Origin of the sequence: Arthrobacter sp. 92 (assembly GCF_050260325.1) — a bacterium.
In the GTDB taxonomy this organism is placed as follows: Bacteria; Actinomycetota; Actinomycetes; order Actinomycetales; family Micrococcaceae; genus Arthrobacter.
Map to the genome: position 1 here is coordinate 2584100 of NZ_CP189863.1, position 16059 is coordinate 2600158.

Consider the following 16059-nt stretch of genomic DNA (forward strand, 5'->3'; position numbering starts at 1 on the left):
TCAGCAGAATATGCTGGGGGTCACAGGGTTGCCCTCCGTAGAGTCAAAGCACGCCAACGAACAGTTCCACACTCACCGAGGAGGCCCACGTGTCCATCAGCGCCGAGAACACGACTCATGAATCAGTTGCCGCAGGGCATGCTGTTCCGGAGCCGACGCCTGAAGAGGCTGCGCAGCTCAAGGAGCTGTACCGCGATTTTGACCGCGGGAACCTGATCCCTTTGTGGACCGAGATCGCGGATTTGATGCCGATGGTCCCGTCTCCGAAGGCGGTTCCGCATGTGTGGCGGTGGAGTGAGCTGTACCCGCTGGCGGCCCGCGCGGGTGACCTCGTCCCGGTGGGCCGCGGCGGGGAACGGCGCGCGATCGCGCTGGCCAATCCGGGCCTGGCCGGGACGCCGTATGCCACCCCGACGCTGTGGGCGGCAATCCAGTACCTTGGTGCCCGCGAGACCGCGCCGGAGCACCGCCACTCCCAGAACGCCTTCCGCTTCGTCGTCGAAGGCGAAGGCGTCTGGACCGTGGTGAACGGGGATCCGGTGCGGATGTCCCGCGGGGATTTCCTGCTGACCCCGGGCTGGAACTTCCACGGCCACCACAACGACACCGATGAGCCGATGGCCTGGATCGACGGCCTGGACATTCCGTTCGTGCACTACGCCGATGCCGGGTTCTTCGAGTTCGGCACCGAGCGCGTCACCGATGAGGCGACCCCGGAGATCTCCCGTTCCGAGCGGCTCTGGGCCCACCCGGGCCTGCGTCCGCTCTCGGGCCTGGATGACACCAAGAGTTCCCCGATCGCGGCGTACCGCTGGGAATACACCGACCGGGCCCTCACCGAGCAGCTGCTGCTCGAGGACGAGGGCCACCCGGCCACCGTCTCCCAGGGCCACGCCGCGGTCCGTTACACCAACCCCACCACCGGCGGGGACGTCATGCCGACCATCCGGGCCGAATTCCACCGCCTGCGGCCCGGGGCGTCCACCGAGAGCCTCCGCGAGGTCGGCTCGAGTGTGTGGCAGGTCTTCGAAGGCACCGGCTCCGTGGTCCTGAACGGCGAAACCCGGAACCTGGCCAAGGGCGACCTCTTCGTCGTCCCGTCCTGGGCCGCCTGGTCCCTGCAGGCCGAGACGGAGTTTGACCTGTTCCGCTTCAGCGACGCCCCCATTTTTGAACGGCTGAACTTCAACCGCACCTACATCGAAGGACGCAAGTAAATGAGACTCCTCACCCTCCGCACCGGGAACGGCACCACTACCGGGACCGTGGCGGTCCGCCAGGACGGGGCCACCCTGACCGAGATCGAGGGCTTCGCCAATGTCGGGGACCTCCTGAAGGACCCTTCCTGGGAAGCTGTCGCCAAGGCCGCGGCCGGCGCCACCCACCCCCTTGAGGGCGCGGACCTTGCCCCCGTGGTCCCGGCCCCGGGCAAGATCATCTGCGTGGGCCACAACTACCGCAACCACATCAAGGAAATGGGCCGGGACGTCCCGGAGTACCCCACCCTGTTCGCCAAGTACGCCGAGTCCCTGATCGGGCCCAATGATGACCTGGCCCTTCCCCAGGAATCGGACGCCGTGGACTGGGAAGCCGAACTCGCCGTCGTGATCGGCAGGACCGGCCGCCGGATCAGCGAAGCCGACGCCGCCGAGCACATCGCCGGGTACTCCGTGCTGAACGATGTGTCCATGCGCGACTACCAGTTCCGCACCATCCAGTGGCTCCAGGGCAAGACCTGGGAGAAGTCCACCCCGTTCGGCCCGGCCCTGGTCACCAAGGACGAATTCACCGCCGGGCCGCTGATGACCTCGGCGGTCGACGGCGAAATCCAGCAGAGCACCCCCACCAGTGACCTGGTCTTCACCCCCGAGTTCCTGGTCTCCTACATCTCCACCATCATCACCCTGAACCCCGGTGACGTGATCGCCACCGGCACCCCGGGAGGGGTGGGCCACGCCCAGGACCCCAAGCGCTACCTCCAGGAAGGCCAGGTCCTGGTCACCACCATCGAGGGCCTGGGCCAGCTGAAGAACCGCGTCATCAAGGAAGCCTGATGGTTGCCCGCCACGACCGGACCACCGACCCGCGCCTGCTCGCGGCCCTGCTGCAGGCACGGCGCGGCACCGCGTTCTTCGCCCGCAAGCTCAACGAGCTCACCGACGCGGAACTCGACGGCGACTCGCTCCTGCCGGGCTGGACCCGCCGCCACATCGCGGCGCACATCGGCTACAACGCCCGGGCCATCGCCCGGCTCGTCGAGTGGGCCGCCACCGGCGTCGAGACCCCGATGTATCCCTCCACGGAGGCCCGGGACCACGAGATCGACTTCGGCGCCACGCTGAGCCCGATCGCGCTGCGGCACCTCTTCGATCACTCCGCGGTGCACCTGAACGTCGAATGGCGGGACCTGCCCGAGGACGCCTGGCACCACAAGGTCAAAACCGCCCAAGGACGGATCGTCCCCGCCGGGGAAACCGTCTGGATGCGTACCCGGGAAGTCTGGGTCCACGCCGTGGACCTGGACAACGGCGCCACCTTCGCGGACATCCCCGCCCCGGTCCTGGCCAGGCTCTTGACGGACATCACCGGCGCCTGGAAAACCCGCGGCACCGACACCGGCCTGCTGGTCAAGGTCACCGACCAGGACCCGGCCATGACCTTCGGGGACACCAGCGCGGAGAACCCGACGATCATCTCCGGCCCGCTGGCCGGCGTCACCCAATGGGCAACCGGCCGCGGCACCGCCGGCGTCACGGCCCGGCAAACGACCTCGGATACCGACCTCACGGAAGTCCCCGCCGCACCCAAATGGATCTGAACCGCCAGCGCCGCGAACCCAAAGGGAAGGAACGCCCCCTCATATGAGGGGGCGTTCCTTCCCTGCCGTTCACGCCGTTCCCGGGTGCGGGGCTACTCTTCGTGTGAAACCTTGTGCAGCCGGGTGACTACGGTGGGGCACGGCACCCGCATAAGGACAGCATGCGCCGTGGATCCCAGCACCAGCCGGCTGAAGGCACCGCGCCCACGGCTGCCAATGACAAGCATCCGGGCGTTGGCAGCGGCGTCCACGAGCGCCTTGGCCGGATCCATGTCCTTTTCGAGCCGTTGATGGACCACGAGGTCCGGGTACTTATCCCCCAGGCCGGCCACGGATTCGGAGAGGACGATCCGGTCCTCCTCGTCGATGACCGCGGCCAGTCCGCTCGAGGGCATACCACCCTGGACCCAGCGGGCCGGACGGCGGAATGCCAGCACGGCCGTCAGTTCGTCTCCGGCCCGGTCGGCCTCGGCGGCGGCGAAAGCCACCGCCTGGAGGGACTCTTCGGAGCCGTCCACGCCCACCACAACGCCGCGGCTGTCCGTGCCCGATTCCTGTGGAATGACCGCCACCGGACTGTCCGATACAGTGACAATCTGCAGTGCCCGGTCCGTCATGGGACCGCCGTCGGCCCAGTGGCGGTTGTGCGATCCAATGACCACCATGGACGCATCTTTGGACATGTCCTTAAGCGCGGCTCCGGCGCTGCCGTGGCGGAGCTGGATGTCGACCTCGACGTCGGGCTCCTTCTTCGCGGCGTCCTCCTTGACCTGCTGAAGCAGCTGCATGCCCGATTCGCGGATGAGCTCGTGATACTGAAAGTCCGGGGACATCCAGCGGTCATCCACCGCGTGCACTGCAATGATGGGAAGTTTGTGCCGGGCTGCGCGCTGAAGTGACCAGGCCATTGCGGCCTCGCTGCCCGCCGACCCATTAATACCGACGACGATTGGTTTGTTCATTCTGAAACCTGCTCTTCTCCATCGCGTTATTCGGGATCAGCATGCCAAAGGGACCGCTGACACCTTCAGTCTGCTCCGGCGGCCAACACAGCGGTTAGGGCCTTAAGCCCCTCACTGACAGCCAACGCCGTCAGCTGGGCGGGGCACGGGCGGGCCCTTTCGGACACGCGGCCGCCGTCCAGGCCCCGAGCGGCCGGGGCGCGCCGGCCCGCCTCAGGCGCGCGGCTCCGGGGGCCAGACTCCCTAGAACCCGGTGGGTTCCGTCTCGAACTCCGGCTCGCGCGGGGGCTTTTCATGATGCAGCGGCCGCAGCGCGGAGGTCTGCTCAAGCCAGATGAGGGCATCGTAGCGTCCGCCCATGCGGGTGGGAACGTAATTTCCATGCTCGCGCGCGGGCCGGTACACCACCCCTATGGCCCGGTGCCCCAGCCACGCGGAGAGCCAGGGCCCGGACTTGTCGCCGCTGAATATCAGGACCGCGGGTTCCCCGAGGGCGCGGTGGAGAAGGTCCTCATGGCTGCCCATCCGGGCCTCGGGCACGGGAAGTACGCGTTCCGGCGAGCCCCAGGCGTCCGCGGCAATCACCGTACCGCGGTGCGACGCGAAGCCCACCAGGGTCACGCCCTCCGCTCCGTGTCGTTCGCGGAGCAGCTGGCCGACGTTGAGCAGGCCGTCCCGGGCCATGTCGGTGGCGCGGGCATCACCCACATGAGTGTTGTGTTCCCAGATGATGCCCTTCGAGGAGGGGCCAAGGTGGCGGCTGAGCCGGTCCACGGTCTCTGCCATGTGCTGGTCCCTGATGTTCCATGACTCCCGGTTTCCCCGGACCATGATGCGGTAATAGTGTTCGGCGTTGGCGGCAACCAGGGCGTTCTGCACGGCGTCGAAGGCCTCATCGTTGTCCTCGCTCTTGCGCTCGCCGGCCGTCAGCGCCCTGCCTCGCACCTCGGTCAGCAGTGCCACGACGTCCGCCTCGCATGACTGGGGAACGAGCCGGGTGCTCCAGGCGTATTCATGCGGGTCCTCGTGGTGGGGAAGGAAACACTGCCACGCCCGCATGGCCGCGGGCACGGCGTCGGGCACGTTTTCCTCAAGCCAGCCGATGATCTCCCGGAGCGAATCCCACAGGGAGTACACGTCCAGGCCGTAGAAGCCCACCCGCTCTGCCATGGGCCGCTCAAGGTTCCACCCGCGCAGCCAGTCGAGGAAGCCGGCCACTTCCTCGTTCGCCCACATCCACGTGGGCCATCGCTCGAATCCGGCCAGCATGGCATGGACCCCGGTGTCCAGGCCGCTCTGTCCCCGGACCCAGCGGTTGATCCGCCAGCAGTCCGGCCAGTCCCCCTCGACCCCGATCCAGGTGAAGGCCTGCTCTTCAATCAACCGCACGGTGAGCCTGGCCCGCATCGTGTAGTACTCGTGAGTACCGTGCGAGGCCTCCCCTATGGCCACAAAGCGGCCGGCGCCGGCCCGGTGGACCAGTGCGTCAAGGTCGCGGAGTCCGTTCAAGGGGCGGGCGAGGACGCGGATTTCGTCCAGCATGCCCAGTATGGCGCGGTTTCCATTGGTCATCGTGGATCCTCCAGGGAGATGGCTTCAAGATGTTCGGGCACCCGCGCCCGCCAACCGAGTTCCCTTTTGATGCGGATTCGCAGGGCATCGGAGGATTCCGGCTCGCCGTGGGTGATGTAGGTCATCCGGGGTTCAGCCTCGGCGGCCCGCATCCACTCGATGAGTCCGTCTGAGTCGGCGTGCGCCGAGAGACTCTCCATCTGGATGACCTCGGCGCGGATCCGGACGTCTTCCCCATAGATTCGCAGCTGGCGTTGGCCTGACGCGAGGGAGGCGCCGCGGGTTCCGCCGGCCTGGTAGCCACTAAGGATAATCGCGTTCTTGGGATCGGGTCCGTAGGCGGCGATGTGGTGCAGGATGCGGCCCCCTGTGAGCATGCCGCTGGCAGAGATGATGATCATCGGGCCGCCGCGCAGGTTCAACAGCTTCGACTCGTCCACGGTCCGGGTGAGCTTGGCCAGTTTGTACATGTCCTGGTACTCCCGCGGTTTGAGCCTGTGTTCGTCGGGGTGGCGCTGATACATTCCCGAGGCGTCGATGGCCATGGGGCTGTTCAGATACACCGGGATATCCGGGATCGCGTTCCTGCTGCGGAGGCGCGAGAGGTGCAGCATGAGCGTTTCGGCCCGTCCGACGGCGAATGCAGCGATCATGATCACCCCGCCTTTTTTTGCTACCCGGCTAATGATCTCCGCCAGTTGCGTGGCAGGATCCAGCTCCGGGTGGTTCCGGTTGCCGTAGGTGGACTCGGTCACCAGGACCTCGACGGCACCCAGGTCTTTGGGCGGATACATCAACGGATCGTCCTTGCGGCCCAGATCGCCGGTGAAGTGCACCGTGTGGCCGCCCACCGTGAGAACAATCTGCGAAGCGCCCAGGATGTGGCCCGCTGGAACGAACGTGGCGTGAATATCGCCGCCAAGATCCATGGGCGCCTCGAATTCCCTGGCCTTGAAATGGTCAAGGGACTTGACGGCGTCCGCGGCGGTGTAGAGCGGAACAGGGGGACGGTGACTGGAGGAGCCGTGGTCGTGGGCATACTTCGCTTCCTCTTCCTGCAAGTGACCGCAGTCCGGGAGCAGGAGCGTGCAGAGCTCCGTGGTTCCGTCTGTGGCATAGACCGGGCCGCCGAATCCGTCCCGGACCAGGGCCGGCACATACCCCGTGTGGTCCACATGCGCGTGTGTGAGGATCACCGCGTCAATGGAACGCGGCGGAACAGGGAACGGGATCCGGTTTCGGTCCCGGAGGATCTTGTAACCCTGGAACAGCCCGCAATCCACGAGGATCCGCTTGCCTCCGGCTTCCACCAGGTACCGGGAACCGGTCACGCTGTCAGTGGCACCGAGGAAGCGGAGACGAGGCGGCTGGTGCTTCATACTGCTCCCGTTCCCGTCACCGTCCGGCAGCGGGCTGTGCCAGGGCCACGGCGGGTGCATGAACGGCAACGCGCTAAATGGCGCATGCGCGATGTAAGTCAAGCTTCCGCTTGTTACGGCGACGCCCCTAGGGCCGAAAGTCACAGCTGCCTGGGGAGCGCCATTCCCGGCCAAGGATCGCTGCTCCCCCGCGGCCGGTGAACCTGCACAAAAGGAACCGCCGGAATTCCCGGGTTTCCGAAAATTCCGACGGTTCCTTTACCAAGCAGAAACTGTGTCAATCATTCATTTGTGAGGCGCTTCATTTGTTAAGCTGACCGCGCCGCACTGCGTTCCGGCCTACCGGAAGATGTCCCGGGCAACCCCCATGATAATCCGGTCACCCGGGGTGGATTTGCGGAGGAAGTCCTCCACGGCCCAGTCGTCAAGGGAAATGCAACCAGCGGTGGGAACCTTGTGCTCGTGCAGGAAAATGGCGAAGCCCGCGTCCTGGACAATTTCCGAATCCGGGGGCCGGTTGTAGTTAATAACCGCCCCTTGACGGTAGTCGTGAGAACCGCCCGTGGCGAAATACCACATGTTCTCGTCATAGCCCACCCACGAGGTCGACTCAAAATACTTGTTGTACGTGTCAGTCCAGGGATTTCCGCCCCAGCGGGAATTCGGGTTTAGGGTCCGGTACGGCAGTGCCGTGCCCGGATTGCCCAGCCCGAAGGCTTCGGTCACCGAGAACGAGCCTGTGGGCGAGTAGTTGTACCGGGTGGGTCCGGAGGGGACGCCCGGCGGTTTGAAACCGCTCGCGCCAACCCGGCCATCTGTCCGCCAGTCGGTCACGTAGGTGCCCGCCACCCTTTTGCAGTAAGCCACGGTGGCATACGACTGCCCGTAATCGGCGGCAATTGTCAGCGTCACGCGCTTGGCGTCTCCGGTGGTGTACTTGACCCGGCCGTCGTTCAGGGTGGTGCACTCGGTGTGGCGGTAATCGTTAGAGGCAGCAGAGGTCCACGTCAGGTACCCGCCCTGGAATGCCTGGACGCACTCGCCGCCCACGCAGGTTTCCGGCATGGCCGGATACCCCAGGTAACTCAAGTGCCAGCCCATGGACTCGTACTTGGACTTCATTCCGCCGCGGATGGGCTGCGCCCCCGTCAACGGGGACCAGAAAATCAGTCCGCCCTGGAACCACTGGTAGCAGCCTCCATTCGGCTGCCCGCAAACCTCGTCCTCCAACGGATACGCGAGGTAGCCGCCAACGCCGCCCTGCCCGTCGAAGCGTCCCTTAATGGCCCCGTTGGTGGCGTGGGCACCGGTCTTGGACGACCAGTAGATGGCGCCCCCCTGGTACAGCTGCTGGCAGCCGGAACCAGGCAGATCGCATTGTTCCTCGGAAACCGGGTAACCCAGCCCTCCGTTTTCAAAGCCGCGGCTGGCCCATTCGGACCGGATGGCGCCCAGGCTCACCCGCGCGCCGGTCCCGGCCGACCATATGATGGCTCCGCCCTGGTAGAGCTGGTAGCAGCCACCGGCCTTGAGGCCGCAGATTTCCTTCGACAACGGGAACCCCAGACGGCCCGCTTCCGAGCCATTGGCGGCATACCGCGCGCCGATGGCTCCGGGGCCCCACACGCCGTAGGCGCCGGACGCCGCGGACCACATGATCCGGAGGCTTCCGAATTCCTGGGCGCAGCCGTTGGCTGGCAAATCGCATACCTCAGGGGTAGTGGGGTAGCCGGTTCCGGCGTAGCCGCCGTACAACCGGAAGACCGCACCCCCTATGGCACCGTGCGTCCGGACGAAACCGCCGGCGGATGTCCAAGTGATGTCCATCCCGCCGGAGAAGCTCTGGAAGCACCCGGAGGCGTCACAGTTCTCGTCCGTTACCGGGTATCCGTTGGCTGGCAGGGCCCCGGATTCATTCCATTGCGGTCCTGTTTTCCCGGAGCCGAAAAGGACCGGATGCGCGCCCGTCGTCGGCGTGTAGTAGATGTTTCCGCTGGTAAAAGTCTCAACGCACAGACCCGCCGCATCGCACGCTTCGTTCGATGTGGGCTCGCCCAACGGGCCGACGGCACCGCCCAACTGGGTCCATTTGGCGCCTATGGCGCCGAAAGGAGTGTACGTGCCCGGTGCCGGGATATCGGCCTGGATGCCGGACTGGGACGAAGGTGCCGTGGCGGCAGGGGTCGCGGAAGACGTGACGGGGGCCGGCGTGGTTCCTTCAGTCGCGGCCGGGGCCGTCTCAGATGTCGCTGGCGCGGTCGTGGCTGGCGCCGTGGTGGAAGTCGCGGTTGGACCGGTCGTTGGCTCCGTTGCCGGAGCAGCGGCCGTGGGGTCCGGCGACGCTGTGGCCGCTGGCGCCGACGGGGGCGTCGATGGCGACGTGGCCGCAACGGATGCGGCCAGCGCCGGTACGGGCGCAATGCCCACGAGTACGAGTGCCGACAACGCAGCCCCGGCAACAGCGCGTTCGATGCCTGATTTGCAGGCGCGGGATGTGCGTTTCAGGTTCATTTGGAAACCACCGCCTCGCACTTAGCGCCCGCGGGGACATTACTGGCGAAAGCGTCGGCGTGGACCGCGGCCTTGGCGCCGGCCGCAACAACCTGCTCAATCATGGCGTGGCCCGCGACGCTGCTGGTGGTGCCCACGGCCACGGCCACGGTGTACTTGACGTCGGCTGAGCCGCTGTTGGTCAGGGTGCCGGAAAAGGACCAGACCCCGTTGCCGTCCGGCTGGCACACCACGTCGCTGAGGGCCTCGTTGGCCACCGCCGCTGGAGCGGTGGGAGATCCCGACGTCGACGCCAGGCCAGGTGATGACTGCGCCGGCGTGGAAGAAGCTGGCGCGGATGAAACGGATGATGTTGGTTCAGTTGTTGCCTGCGTTGCCGACGGCGGATTCCCCGACGGCGGGCTACAGGCGACCAGGGCGAGCAGACCCGCCGCGCAGCCCCCAATAAGCGGTGCCCAGTTCTGCATTATTCCTCCATTGCTATGACCAGTCCTCTTCCCGGCGCATTTAATGGCGTGGAAAGGACTGCAGACAATGGGGACATTAGCAGAGTTCATCCGGCCAGAAACATGCGAAACCTGATTTTGTTTCGATTAATTTGAACCGAATTGCATTACACGTGGGGTGGGCATACCCGGATTACTAAACCGTTTGTGCATCAACACCTGCGGGAACCCTTTTCTGCAGGCACACCGCGGGAAGGGGTCCCGAGGGAAGCCCCTTCCCGCCACATCCGTAGCGCTATTGTTGCCCGGGAACCGTCCGGTCGTCCGAATCATGGCGACCAGTGGCAATATTCACAAGCCAGGCAACGCCAAATTTGTCGGTGCACATGCCAAAGATGTCGCCCCACGGCGCCCGCTCCATGGGAACTGTAACGGTTCCGCCGCCTGAGAGCTGGTCCCAGTAGCGGCGCAGTTCGGTCTCGTCGTCGCCGCTGAGCGACACCGAAAAGGTATCTCCCGGGGTGAAGCTCATGCTGTTGGGAGTATCGGCTCCCATCAGCACCATGCCGGTTTCAGTGGTGAGCATTCCGTGCATGATTTTGTCCTTCTCGGCCGGATCCTCGCTGGCTTGAAACTGGTCGAAGGTGCTGAGCGTCAACTCGCCGCCGAAAACCGATTGGTAGAACGTCATTGCTTCCCGGGCGTTGTCGCGAAAGCCCAGATAGGGGTTGAGTGTGGTTGTCATGCTCGAAGGTCCTCCCTTTCAGGTCCGTTCCGGACCACCTTTCGAGCCAGCGGCCGCGCCGGCTCAGGACATTACACATGGTGCCCCACTACCTCGTGCCTGCATAGGGCAGAGGGCTCGCTGCCCGGCGGACCCAGGAGCGGCCGCTAGCCGCCGCTGCGGGGATTGGCCTTGGCGATGGCCGCGGAGAGCACGGTGGCGAACGCGCACCACAGCGCGTAAGGCGCCAGCGCCGCTCCTGCCGCGCGGTTGATGCCGAAGGTACGGCGGACAAGCGCCGCGCTGCTTGCTGTCAGGACAGCACTTTCCGCCGCCGCCAGCCAAGGCCGCCTGGTCCGCCAGAACAGCCAGCTCCAGGCAGCGTTAAGGGCCAGATTGATGGCCAGTGCCCGCCGGTAAGCAACCTGCCCTTCCGGCCAGTCCTCCTCCGGTACTCCGTCCAGCGCAGCCGCGGAACTGACCGCGATGTCCGCATACAGCGCCGTCCACACCACCGGAAAGGCGACGGCGGGAGGCTGCCACTCCGGCTTTTTGAGCCTGCGGTACCACCGGCTGCCTGGATCAGTCGCGAGCCCCCCGAGAACAGCGGTCGCGGTGGTTGCTGCCGCCGTCGCAACAAGCGTTCCTACTTTCATCGTGGCTCCTTCTTCTTCTCATTCCCGGGTCGGCTGTCGGTGGCTGGCGGCTTAGCTCCAGAGCGCCACGTGTACTTTCGAACCCCGCCGCTCCAGGCCGCGCGAGCCGCCTGGAGCCATCATTGCGGCGGTGGCATCCGCCGTGGTGATAAACCGTTGCAAAGTCCGCGCCATGGTGGTTGTCCTTCCGTTGTCCAGTGTGCTCGCCCACCAGAGGCCCGGGATAGGGGTGCCGACGACGGGAAGGCGGACCAGGGCACCGCTCTGGATTTCAGCCCGGACAATGTGGCCCATCGCGAGCATGATTCCCTCCCCCGCCCTCACCGCCGCGAGGGCTTCGGTCTCGCTGCTGAGCCGGATGATGTCAGGCGCGATACCCATCGAGGCCAGCCAACGGCCCTCTTCGGTGCCCGCCTGGATTCCGGCCGGACCCGCGAACCACGGCCTTCCCAGCAACTGGGCCGGCGGAACAGGCGTCGGCCGCCGGTTCAACGGATATCCCGCGGCCGCCACGAAGACGCGCTGGTAGCGCAGGAACGGAACGGAATCCAAACGGACGTCGGGGCCGGTGGTGCCGGGAGGTCCCGGCGGACGGGCGCCCAGGGCTATGTCGTACGCGCGCTCCAGAAGCAGGGAGGCGAGATCCTCCGCAGACTCGACGACGACGTCCACTGACGCCCCCGGGACGCGTTTGGTGAAGAGGTCCAGCAGCCGGCCCGCGGCGTGCTCGGCAAACGGGGCGGTGGCTGCGATCTTCAGGAGCCCGGTGTCAGTCTTTGCGTGGGAGACCTCCCAGCGTGCCTGGTCCGCGAGTCCGACAATGTCCTGGGCATATTGGGCCAGCGCGTGGCCCCCCGGCGTCAGGGAAATGCCGCCGGCGACGCGGGTGAAGAGCGGATCTCCGAGGTCCTGCCGGAGCGCGGCAAGCGCCGCGGAAACCGCTGGTTCGCTGACGCCAAGGACCGTCGCGGCCGCGTGGAGTGAGCCCAACCTTGCCGCCAGCGCGAACGTCCGAAGCTGGCTGAGAGTCATCGACACCGCTCATAACCTTTCGCTTATGACGATATTGACACCTCGTTTACGGCGGGGCAAGACTGGCCTCAAACCAGCGCTGATCAACGTCGACAGCGCCCTGGGAGTGAGGTGGGTGCTATGCAGATTCCGGCTCCATTCGACTATGTGCGGGCCAGCACAATCGACGATGCTCTTGACCTTTTAGCACGGCATGGGACGGAATCCCGTGTGGTTGCCGGCGGCCACAGCCTGCTGCCGATGATGAAGCTGCGCCTGGCCAGGCCCGAGTGCCTGGTCGACATCAACGACCTCTTTGAACTCGATTTCATCCTCCGCGACGGGGACCAGTTGCGTGTCGGGGCATTGACGCGCCATACGGCACTCCTGGAATCGGCGGAGGTCGCCCGGCTCTTTCCGATCGTGACCGATGCCGAACGGGTCATCGCGGATCCGGTGGTCCGCAACCGCGGGACGATTGGCGGTTCGCTCTGCCAGGCGGACCCGGCCGAAGACCTCTCAACGGTCTGCGACGTCCTGCGGGCGGTGGCTGTGATCCGCGGCGCCACAGGCGAGCGGAGCATCCCCATGAGCGAATTCCACCGCGGGCCCTATGAGACGGCCGTGGCCCAGGACGAGTTGTTGTGCGAACTCCGTTTTCCCATCCGGCCGCGCTCGGGCAGCGCCTACGAAAAGGTGGAGCGTCGGGTGGGCGACTGGGCGGTGGGGGCCGCCGGGGCGGCAGTCTCCCTCGCAGAGGACGGCAGCATCGACGCGGCGTCCATCGGGCTCACCGCCCTCGGCCTGGACCATATTGTGGCGGAGGCGGAGGCCGTGCTGCGGGGAGAGCAACCCCGCGAGGAGCTCTTCCAGGAAGCCGGCAGGCTTGCCGCCGCGGCCTCCGATCCGGTGGCGGACCAGCGCGGTCCCATCGACTACAAGCGGCATCTGGCCGACGAGCTCACACGCAGGGTGCTGCGGCGGGCGTGCGCCCGGGCTGCCCAGACACAGGAAGGCTGAAGTCCATGCAGGTCAGTATGACCGTGAACGGAAACGACGTCACCAGCGAGATTGAACCGCGCGTGCTGCTGGTCCATTACCTCCGCGAGGTCCTTGGACTGACCGGCACCCACTGGGGGTGCGACACCACCAATTGCGGGACGTGCGTTGTGCTGATGGACGGCCAGCCGGTGAAATCGTGCACCGTGCTTGCCGCGATGGCGGGCGGGCACGATATCCGCACCGTGGAGGGACTGGCCAGCGGGGGCACCCTCGATCCCGTGCAGCAGGGCTTTATGGAGGAACACGGACTGCAGTGCGGGTTCTGCACCCCGGGCATGATGCTGACGGCCCGGGCATTACTGGACCGCAATCCGCATCCGGACGAAACCGAGATCCGGGAGGCCATCTCCGGGCAGATTTGCCGGTGCACCGGGTACGCCACGATCGTCCGCTCGGTCCAATGGGCCGCGGCGCACCCCCAGGGGGGCGCGGAGGACACGGCCCCGGATGAGGTCCTCGACGGCACGGACACCGTGCTCCCGGACGTCACCGATGCCGAAACCGACAACTCAGAGGTGAGGGCATGACTGTCATCCATGAACGGCCCGGCAACCCGGCGGCCGGCGACGCTGACCGCCCGATCGGCTACGGCCGGATCCAGCGGAAGGAAGACCCCCGCTTCGTCCGGGGCAAGGGACATTACGTCGACGACATTGTGCTGCCGGGCATGCTCCACGGCGCCATCCTTCGTGCACCCGTGGCGCATGCCCGGCTGGTGTCCATCGACACCACCAACGCGCTGGCCCACCCCAAGGTGCTGGCCGTCATCACCGGAAAGGACCTGGTGGGGCTGAAGCTGGCCTGGGCGCCCACGCTTTCCGCCGATGTCCAGGCGGTGCTGGTCACAGACAAGGTGCGGTTCCAGGGACAGGAAGTGGCATTCGTCGTGGCGGAGGACCGCTATGCGGCACGGGATGCCCTGGAACTGATCGACGTCGAATACGACGTGCTTCCACCCGTGGTGGACGCGCGGCATGCACTGGACCCGGACGCCCCGGTAATCCGCGATGACATCGAGGGCCGGACTGACAACCGGATTTTCGACTGGGAAATGGGTGATGCGGCGGAGACCGAGGCCGTGTTCGCGGCCGCCGATGTGGTGGTCTCCCAGGAAATGGTATACCCCCGGGTGCATCCGGCGCCCATGGAGACCTGCGGCGCCGTGGCGGACTTCGACGCCGTCAACGGCAAGCTCACGCTGTACGAGACCACCCAGGCGCCGCACGCCCACCGGACGCTGTTCGCCATCGTTGCCGGAATCCCCGAACACAAGATCCGGATCGTTTCCCCGGACATCGGCGGGGGCTTCGGCAACAAGGTGGGCATCTATCCCGGCTACATCCTCGCCGTCGTCGGCTCCATTGTCACCGGCCGTCCGGTGAAGTGGGTGGAGGACCGTTCGGAGAACCTGATGTCGACGTCGTTCGCGCGTGACTACATCATGCAGGGGGAAATCGCGGCCACCAAGGAAGGCAAGATCCTTGCGCTGCGGACCAGCGTGCTGGCCGATCACGGCGCGTTCAACACCACCGCCCAGCCCACCAAGAACCCGGCCGGCTTCTTTTCCATCTTCACCGGCAGTTACGACCTTCAGGCCGCCCACTGCAAGGTCAGGGGCGTCTACACAAACAAGGCACCCGGCGGCGTTGCGTACGCCTGCTCGTTCCGCGTCACCGAGGCCGTCTACCTCGTGGAGCGGATGGTGGACATCCTGGCCCGGAAACTGGACATGGATCCGGTGGAACTCCGGCTCAAGAACTTCATCAAGCCCGAGCAGTTCCCCTATGCCAACAAGACGGGCTGGGTCTACGACTCGGGCAACTACGAGGCCGCCATGCGGCTGTCCATGGAAATCGCGGGCTACGAGGACCTCCGGCGCGAGCAGGCCGAAAAGCGCGAACGCGGAGAACTGATGGGCATCGGCGTCTCCTTCTTCACCGAGGTGGTGGGCGCCGGACCGCGCAAGCACTTTGACATCGTGGGCCTGGGCATGGCCGACGGCGCCGAGCTGCGTGTCCACCCCACCGGCAAGGCCGTGGTGCGGCTTTCGGTGCAGAGCCAGGGCCAGGGCCACGAGACGACGTTCGCCCAGATCGTTGCAGAGGAGCTCGGCATCCCGCCGGAGAACATCGACGTGGTCCACGGCGACACGGATCAGACCCCGTTTGGCCTGGGCACGTACGGGAGCCGGTCGACGCCCGTCAGCGGCGGCGCCGTTGCCCTGGTGGCACGCAAGGTCAGGGAAAAGGCGAAGTTCATCGCCGCCGCGATGCTTGAGACGCGGCCCGAAGACCTGGAATGGGAAAAGGGCCGCTGGTTCGTCAAGGGCGATCCCAGCGTTGGAAAGACCATCGAGGAGATCGCCATGGCTGCCCATGGCACCATGACGCTGCCGGAGGGAATCGACGGCAACCTCGACGCCGAGGTCACATACGACCCGCCCAACCTCACCTTCCCCTTCGGTGCCTACATCTGCGTGGTGGACATCGACCCCGGCACCGCGCGCGTCAAGGTGCGCCGCTTCATCGCGGTGGATGACTGCGGAACGCGCATCAACCCGATGATCATCGAAGGACAGGTTCACGGCGGCCTGACCGACGGCGTCGGCATGGCCCTGATGGAAATCATTGAATTCGACGAGGCGGGAAACTGCCTGGGCGGATCCTTCATGGACTATCTGATCCCCACAGCCATGGAAGTCCCTGACTGGGAAACCGGCTTCACCGTCACGCCGTCGCCGCACCACCCCATCGGGGCGAAAGGCATCGGCGAGTCCGCCACCGTCGGCTCGCCCCCGGCCATTGTGAACGCCGTGGTTGACGCACTGACCCCCTATGGCATCACGCACATGGATATGCCCTGCACACCCGCCCGGGTCTGGGAGGCCATGCAGGGCCGGCCACGGCCGCCGATCTGAT

At 66.1% G+C, this 16059-nt stretch carries 14 protein-coding genes; 6 read left to right on the plus strand and 8 right to left on the minus strand.

From position 1 onward, the window contains the following. The first annotated feature begins 89 nt into the window (after window positions 1-89). The 3 genes from ACP4XC_RS11895 to ACP4XC_RS11905 are packed head-to-tail and all read left to right on the plus strand — an operon-like array spanning window position 90 to window position 2818. Window positions 90-1217: a cupin domain-containing protein gene (locus ACP4XC_RS11895; protein WP_427169815.1), complete on the plus strand. Its 1128-nt coding sequence runs from the start codon at window positions 90-92 to the stop codon at window positions 1215-1217. After that, window positions 1218-2054 carry a fumarylacetoacetate hydrolase family protein gene (locus ACP4XC_RS11900; protein WP_427169817.1) on the plus strand — a complete coding sequence of 279 codons (837 nt, stop codon included), beginning with the start codon at window positions 1218-1220 and terminating at the stop codon, window positions 2052-2054. Then, window positions 2054-2818, plus strand: coding sequence for a maleylpyruvate isomerase family mycothiol-dependent enzyme (locus ACP4XC_RS11905; protein WP_427169819.1), 765 nt, complete (start codon window positions 2054-2056; stop codon window positions 2816-2818). Before ACP4XC_RS11900 ends, ACP4XC_RS11905 begins: the two co-directional genes overlap by 1 nt. A gap of 92 nt (window positions 2819-2910) precedes the next feature. Here the strand turns inward: ACP4XC_RS11905 and ACP4XC_RS11910 are convergent, their stop codons facing one another. The 8 genes from ACP4XC_RS11910 to ACP4XC_RS11945 form a co-directional block, all read right to left on the minus strand. Next, window positions 2911-3780 carry a universal stress protein gene (locus tag ACP4XC_RS11910; RefSeq protein WP_427169821.1) on the minus strand — a complete coding sequence of 290 codons (870 nt, stop codon included), beginning with the start codon at window positions 3778-3780 and terminating at the stop codon, window positions 2911-2913. A gap of 243 nt (window positions 3781-4023) precedes the next feature. After that, window positions 4024-5352 (minus strand): erythromycin esterase family protein, encoded by a 1329-nt coding sequence (locus ACP4XC_RS11915; protein WP_427169823.1) that lies wholly within the window; start codon window positions 5350-5352, stop codon window positions 4024-4026. After that, window positions 5349-6731: an MBL fold metallo-hydrolase RNA specificity domain-containing protein gene (locus ACP4XC_RS11920; protein ID WP_427169826.1), complete on the minus strand. Its 1383-nt coding sequence runs from the start codon at window positions 6729-6731 to the stop codon at window positions 5349-5351. Before ACP4XC_RS11920 ends, ACP4XC_RS11915 begins: the two co-directional genes overlap by 4 nt. A gap of 339 nt (window positions 6732-7070) precedes the next feature. Then, complete coding sequence (locus tag ACP4XC_RS11925; RefSeq protein WP_427169828.1) at window positions 7071-9242, minus strand: hypothetical protein; 2172 nt, start codon at window positions 9240-9242, stop codon at window positions 7071-7073. Beyond that, window positions 9239-9499 carry a hypothetical protein gene (locus ACP4XC_RS11930; protein WP_427169830.1) on the minus strand — a complete coding sequence of 87 codons (261 nt, stop codon included), beginning with the start codon at window positions 9497-9499 and terminating at the stop codon, window positions 9239-9241. The genes ACP4XC_RS11925 and ACP4XC_RS11930 overlap by 4 nt, the downstream gene beginning before the upstream one ends. A gap of 484 nt (window positions 9500-9983) precedes the next feature. Continuing rightward, window positions 9984-10433: a VOC family protein gene (locus ACP4XC_RS11935; RefSeq protein ID WP_427169832.1), complete on the minus strand. Its 450-nt coding sequence runs from the start codon at window positions 10431-10433 to the stop codon at window positions 9984-9986. A 146-nt stretch (window positions 10434-10579) separates the two neighbouring features. Then, complete coding sequence (locus tag ACP4XC_RS11940; RefSeq protein ID WP_427169834.1) at window positions 10580-11068, minus strand: TspO/MBR family protein; 489 nt, start codon at window positions 11066-11068, stop codon at window positions 10580-10582. Window positions 11069-11119: 51 nt separating this feature from the next. After that, window positions 11120-12100 (minus strand): LysR family transcriptional regulator, encoded by a 981-nt coding sequence (locus tag ACP4XC_RS11945; protein WP_427169835.1) that lies wholly within the window; start codon window positions 12098-12100, stop codon window positions 11120-11122. 120 nt (window positions 12101-12220) lie between these two features. On the opposite strand from ACP4XC_RS11945, the gene ACP4XC_RS11950 reads away from it, so the two are divergent. Genes ACP4XC_RS11950 through ACP4XC_RS11960 form a run of 3 tightly spaced genes read left to right on the plus strand, consistent with a single transcriptional unit; the run spans window position 12221 to window position 16058 of the window. After that, window positions 12221-13099, plus strand: coding sequence for an FAD binding domain-containing protein (locus ACP4XC_RS11950; RefSeq protein WP_427169837.1), 879 nt, complete (start codon window positions 12221-12223; stop codon window positions 13097-13099). A 5-nt stretch (window positions 13100-13104) separates the two neighbouring features. After that, entirely contained in the window at window positions 13105-13668 is a 564-nt protein-coding gene (locus tag ACP4XC_RS11955) for a (2Fe-2S)-binding protein (protein WP_427169839.1), read from the plus strand. Continuing rightward, window positions 13665-16058, plus strand: a complete 2394-nt coding sequence (locus ACP4XC_RS11960; protein WP_427169841.1) for an aerobic carbon-monoxide dehydrogenase large subunit — start codon at window positions 13665-13667, stop codon at window positions 16056-16058. Before ACP4XC_RS11955 ends, ACP4XC_RS11960 begins: the two co-directional genes overlap by 4 nt. The last annotated feature ends 1 nt before the right edge of the window (window position 16059 follow it).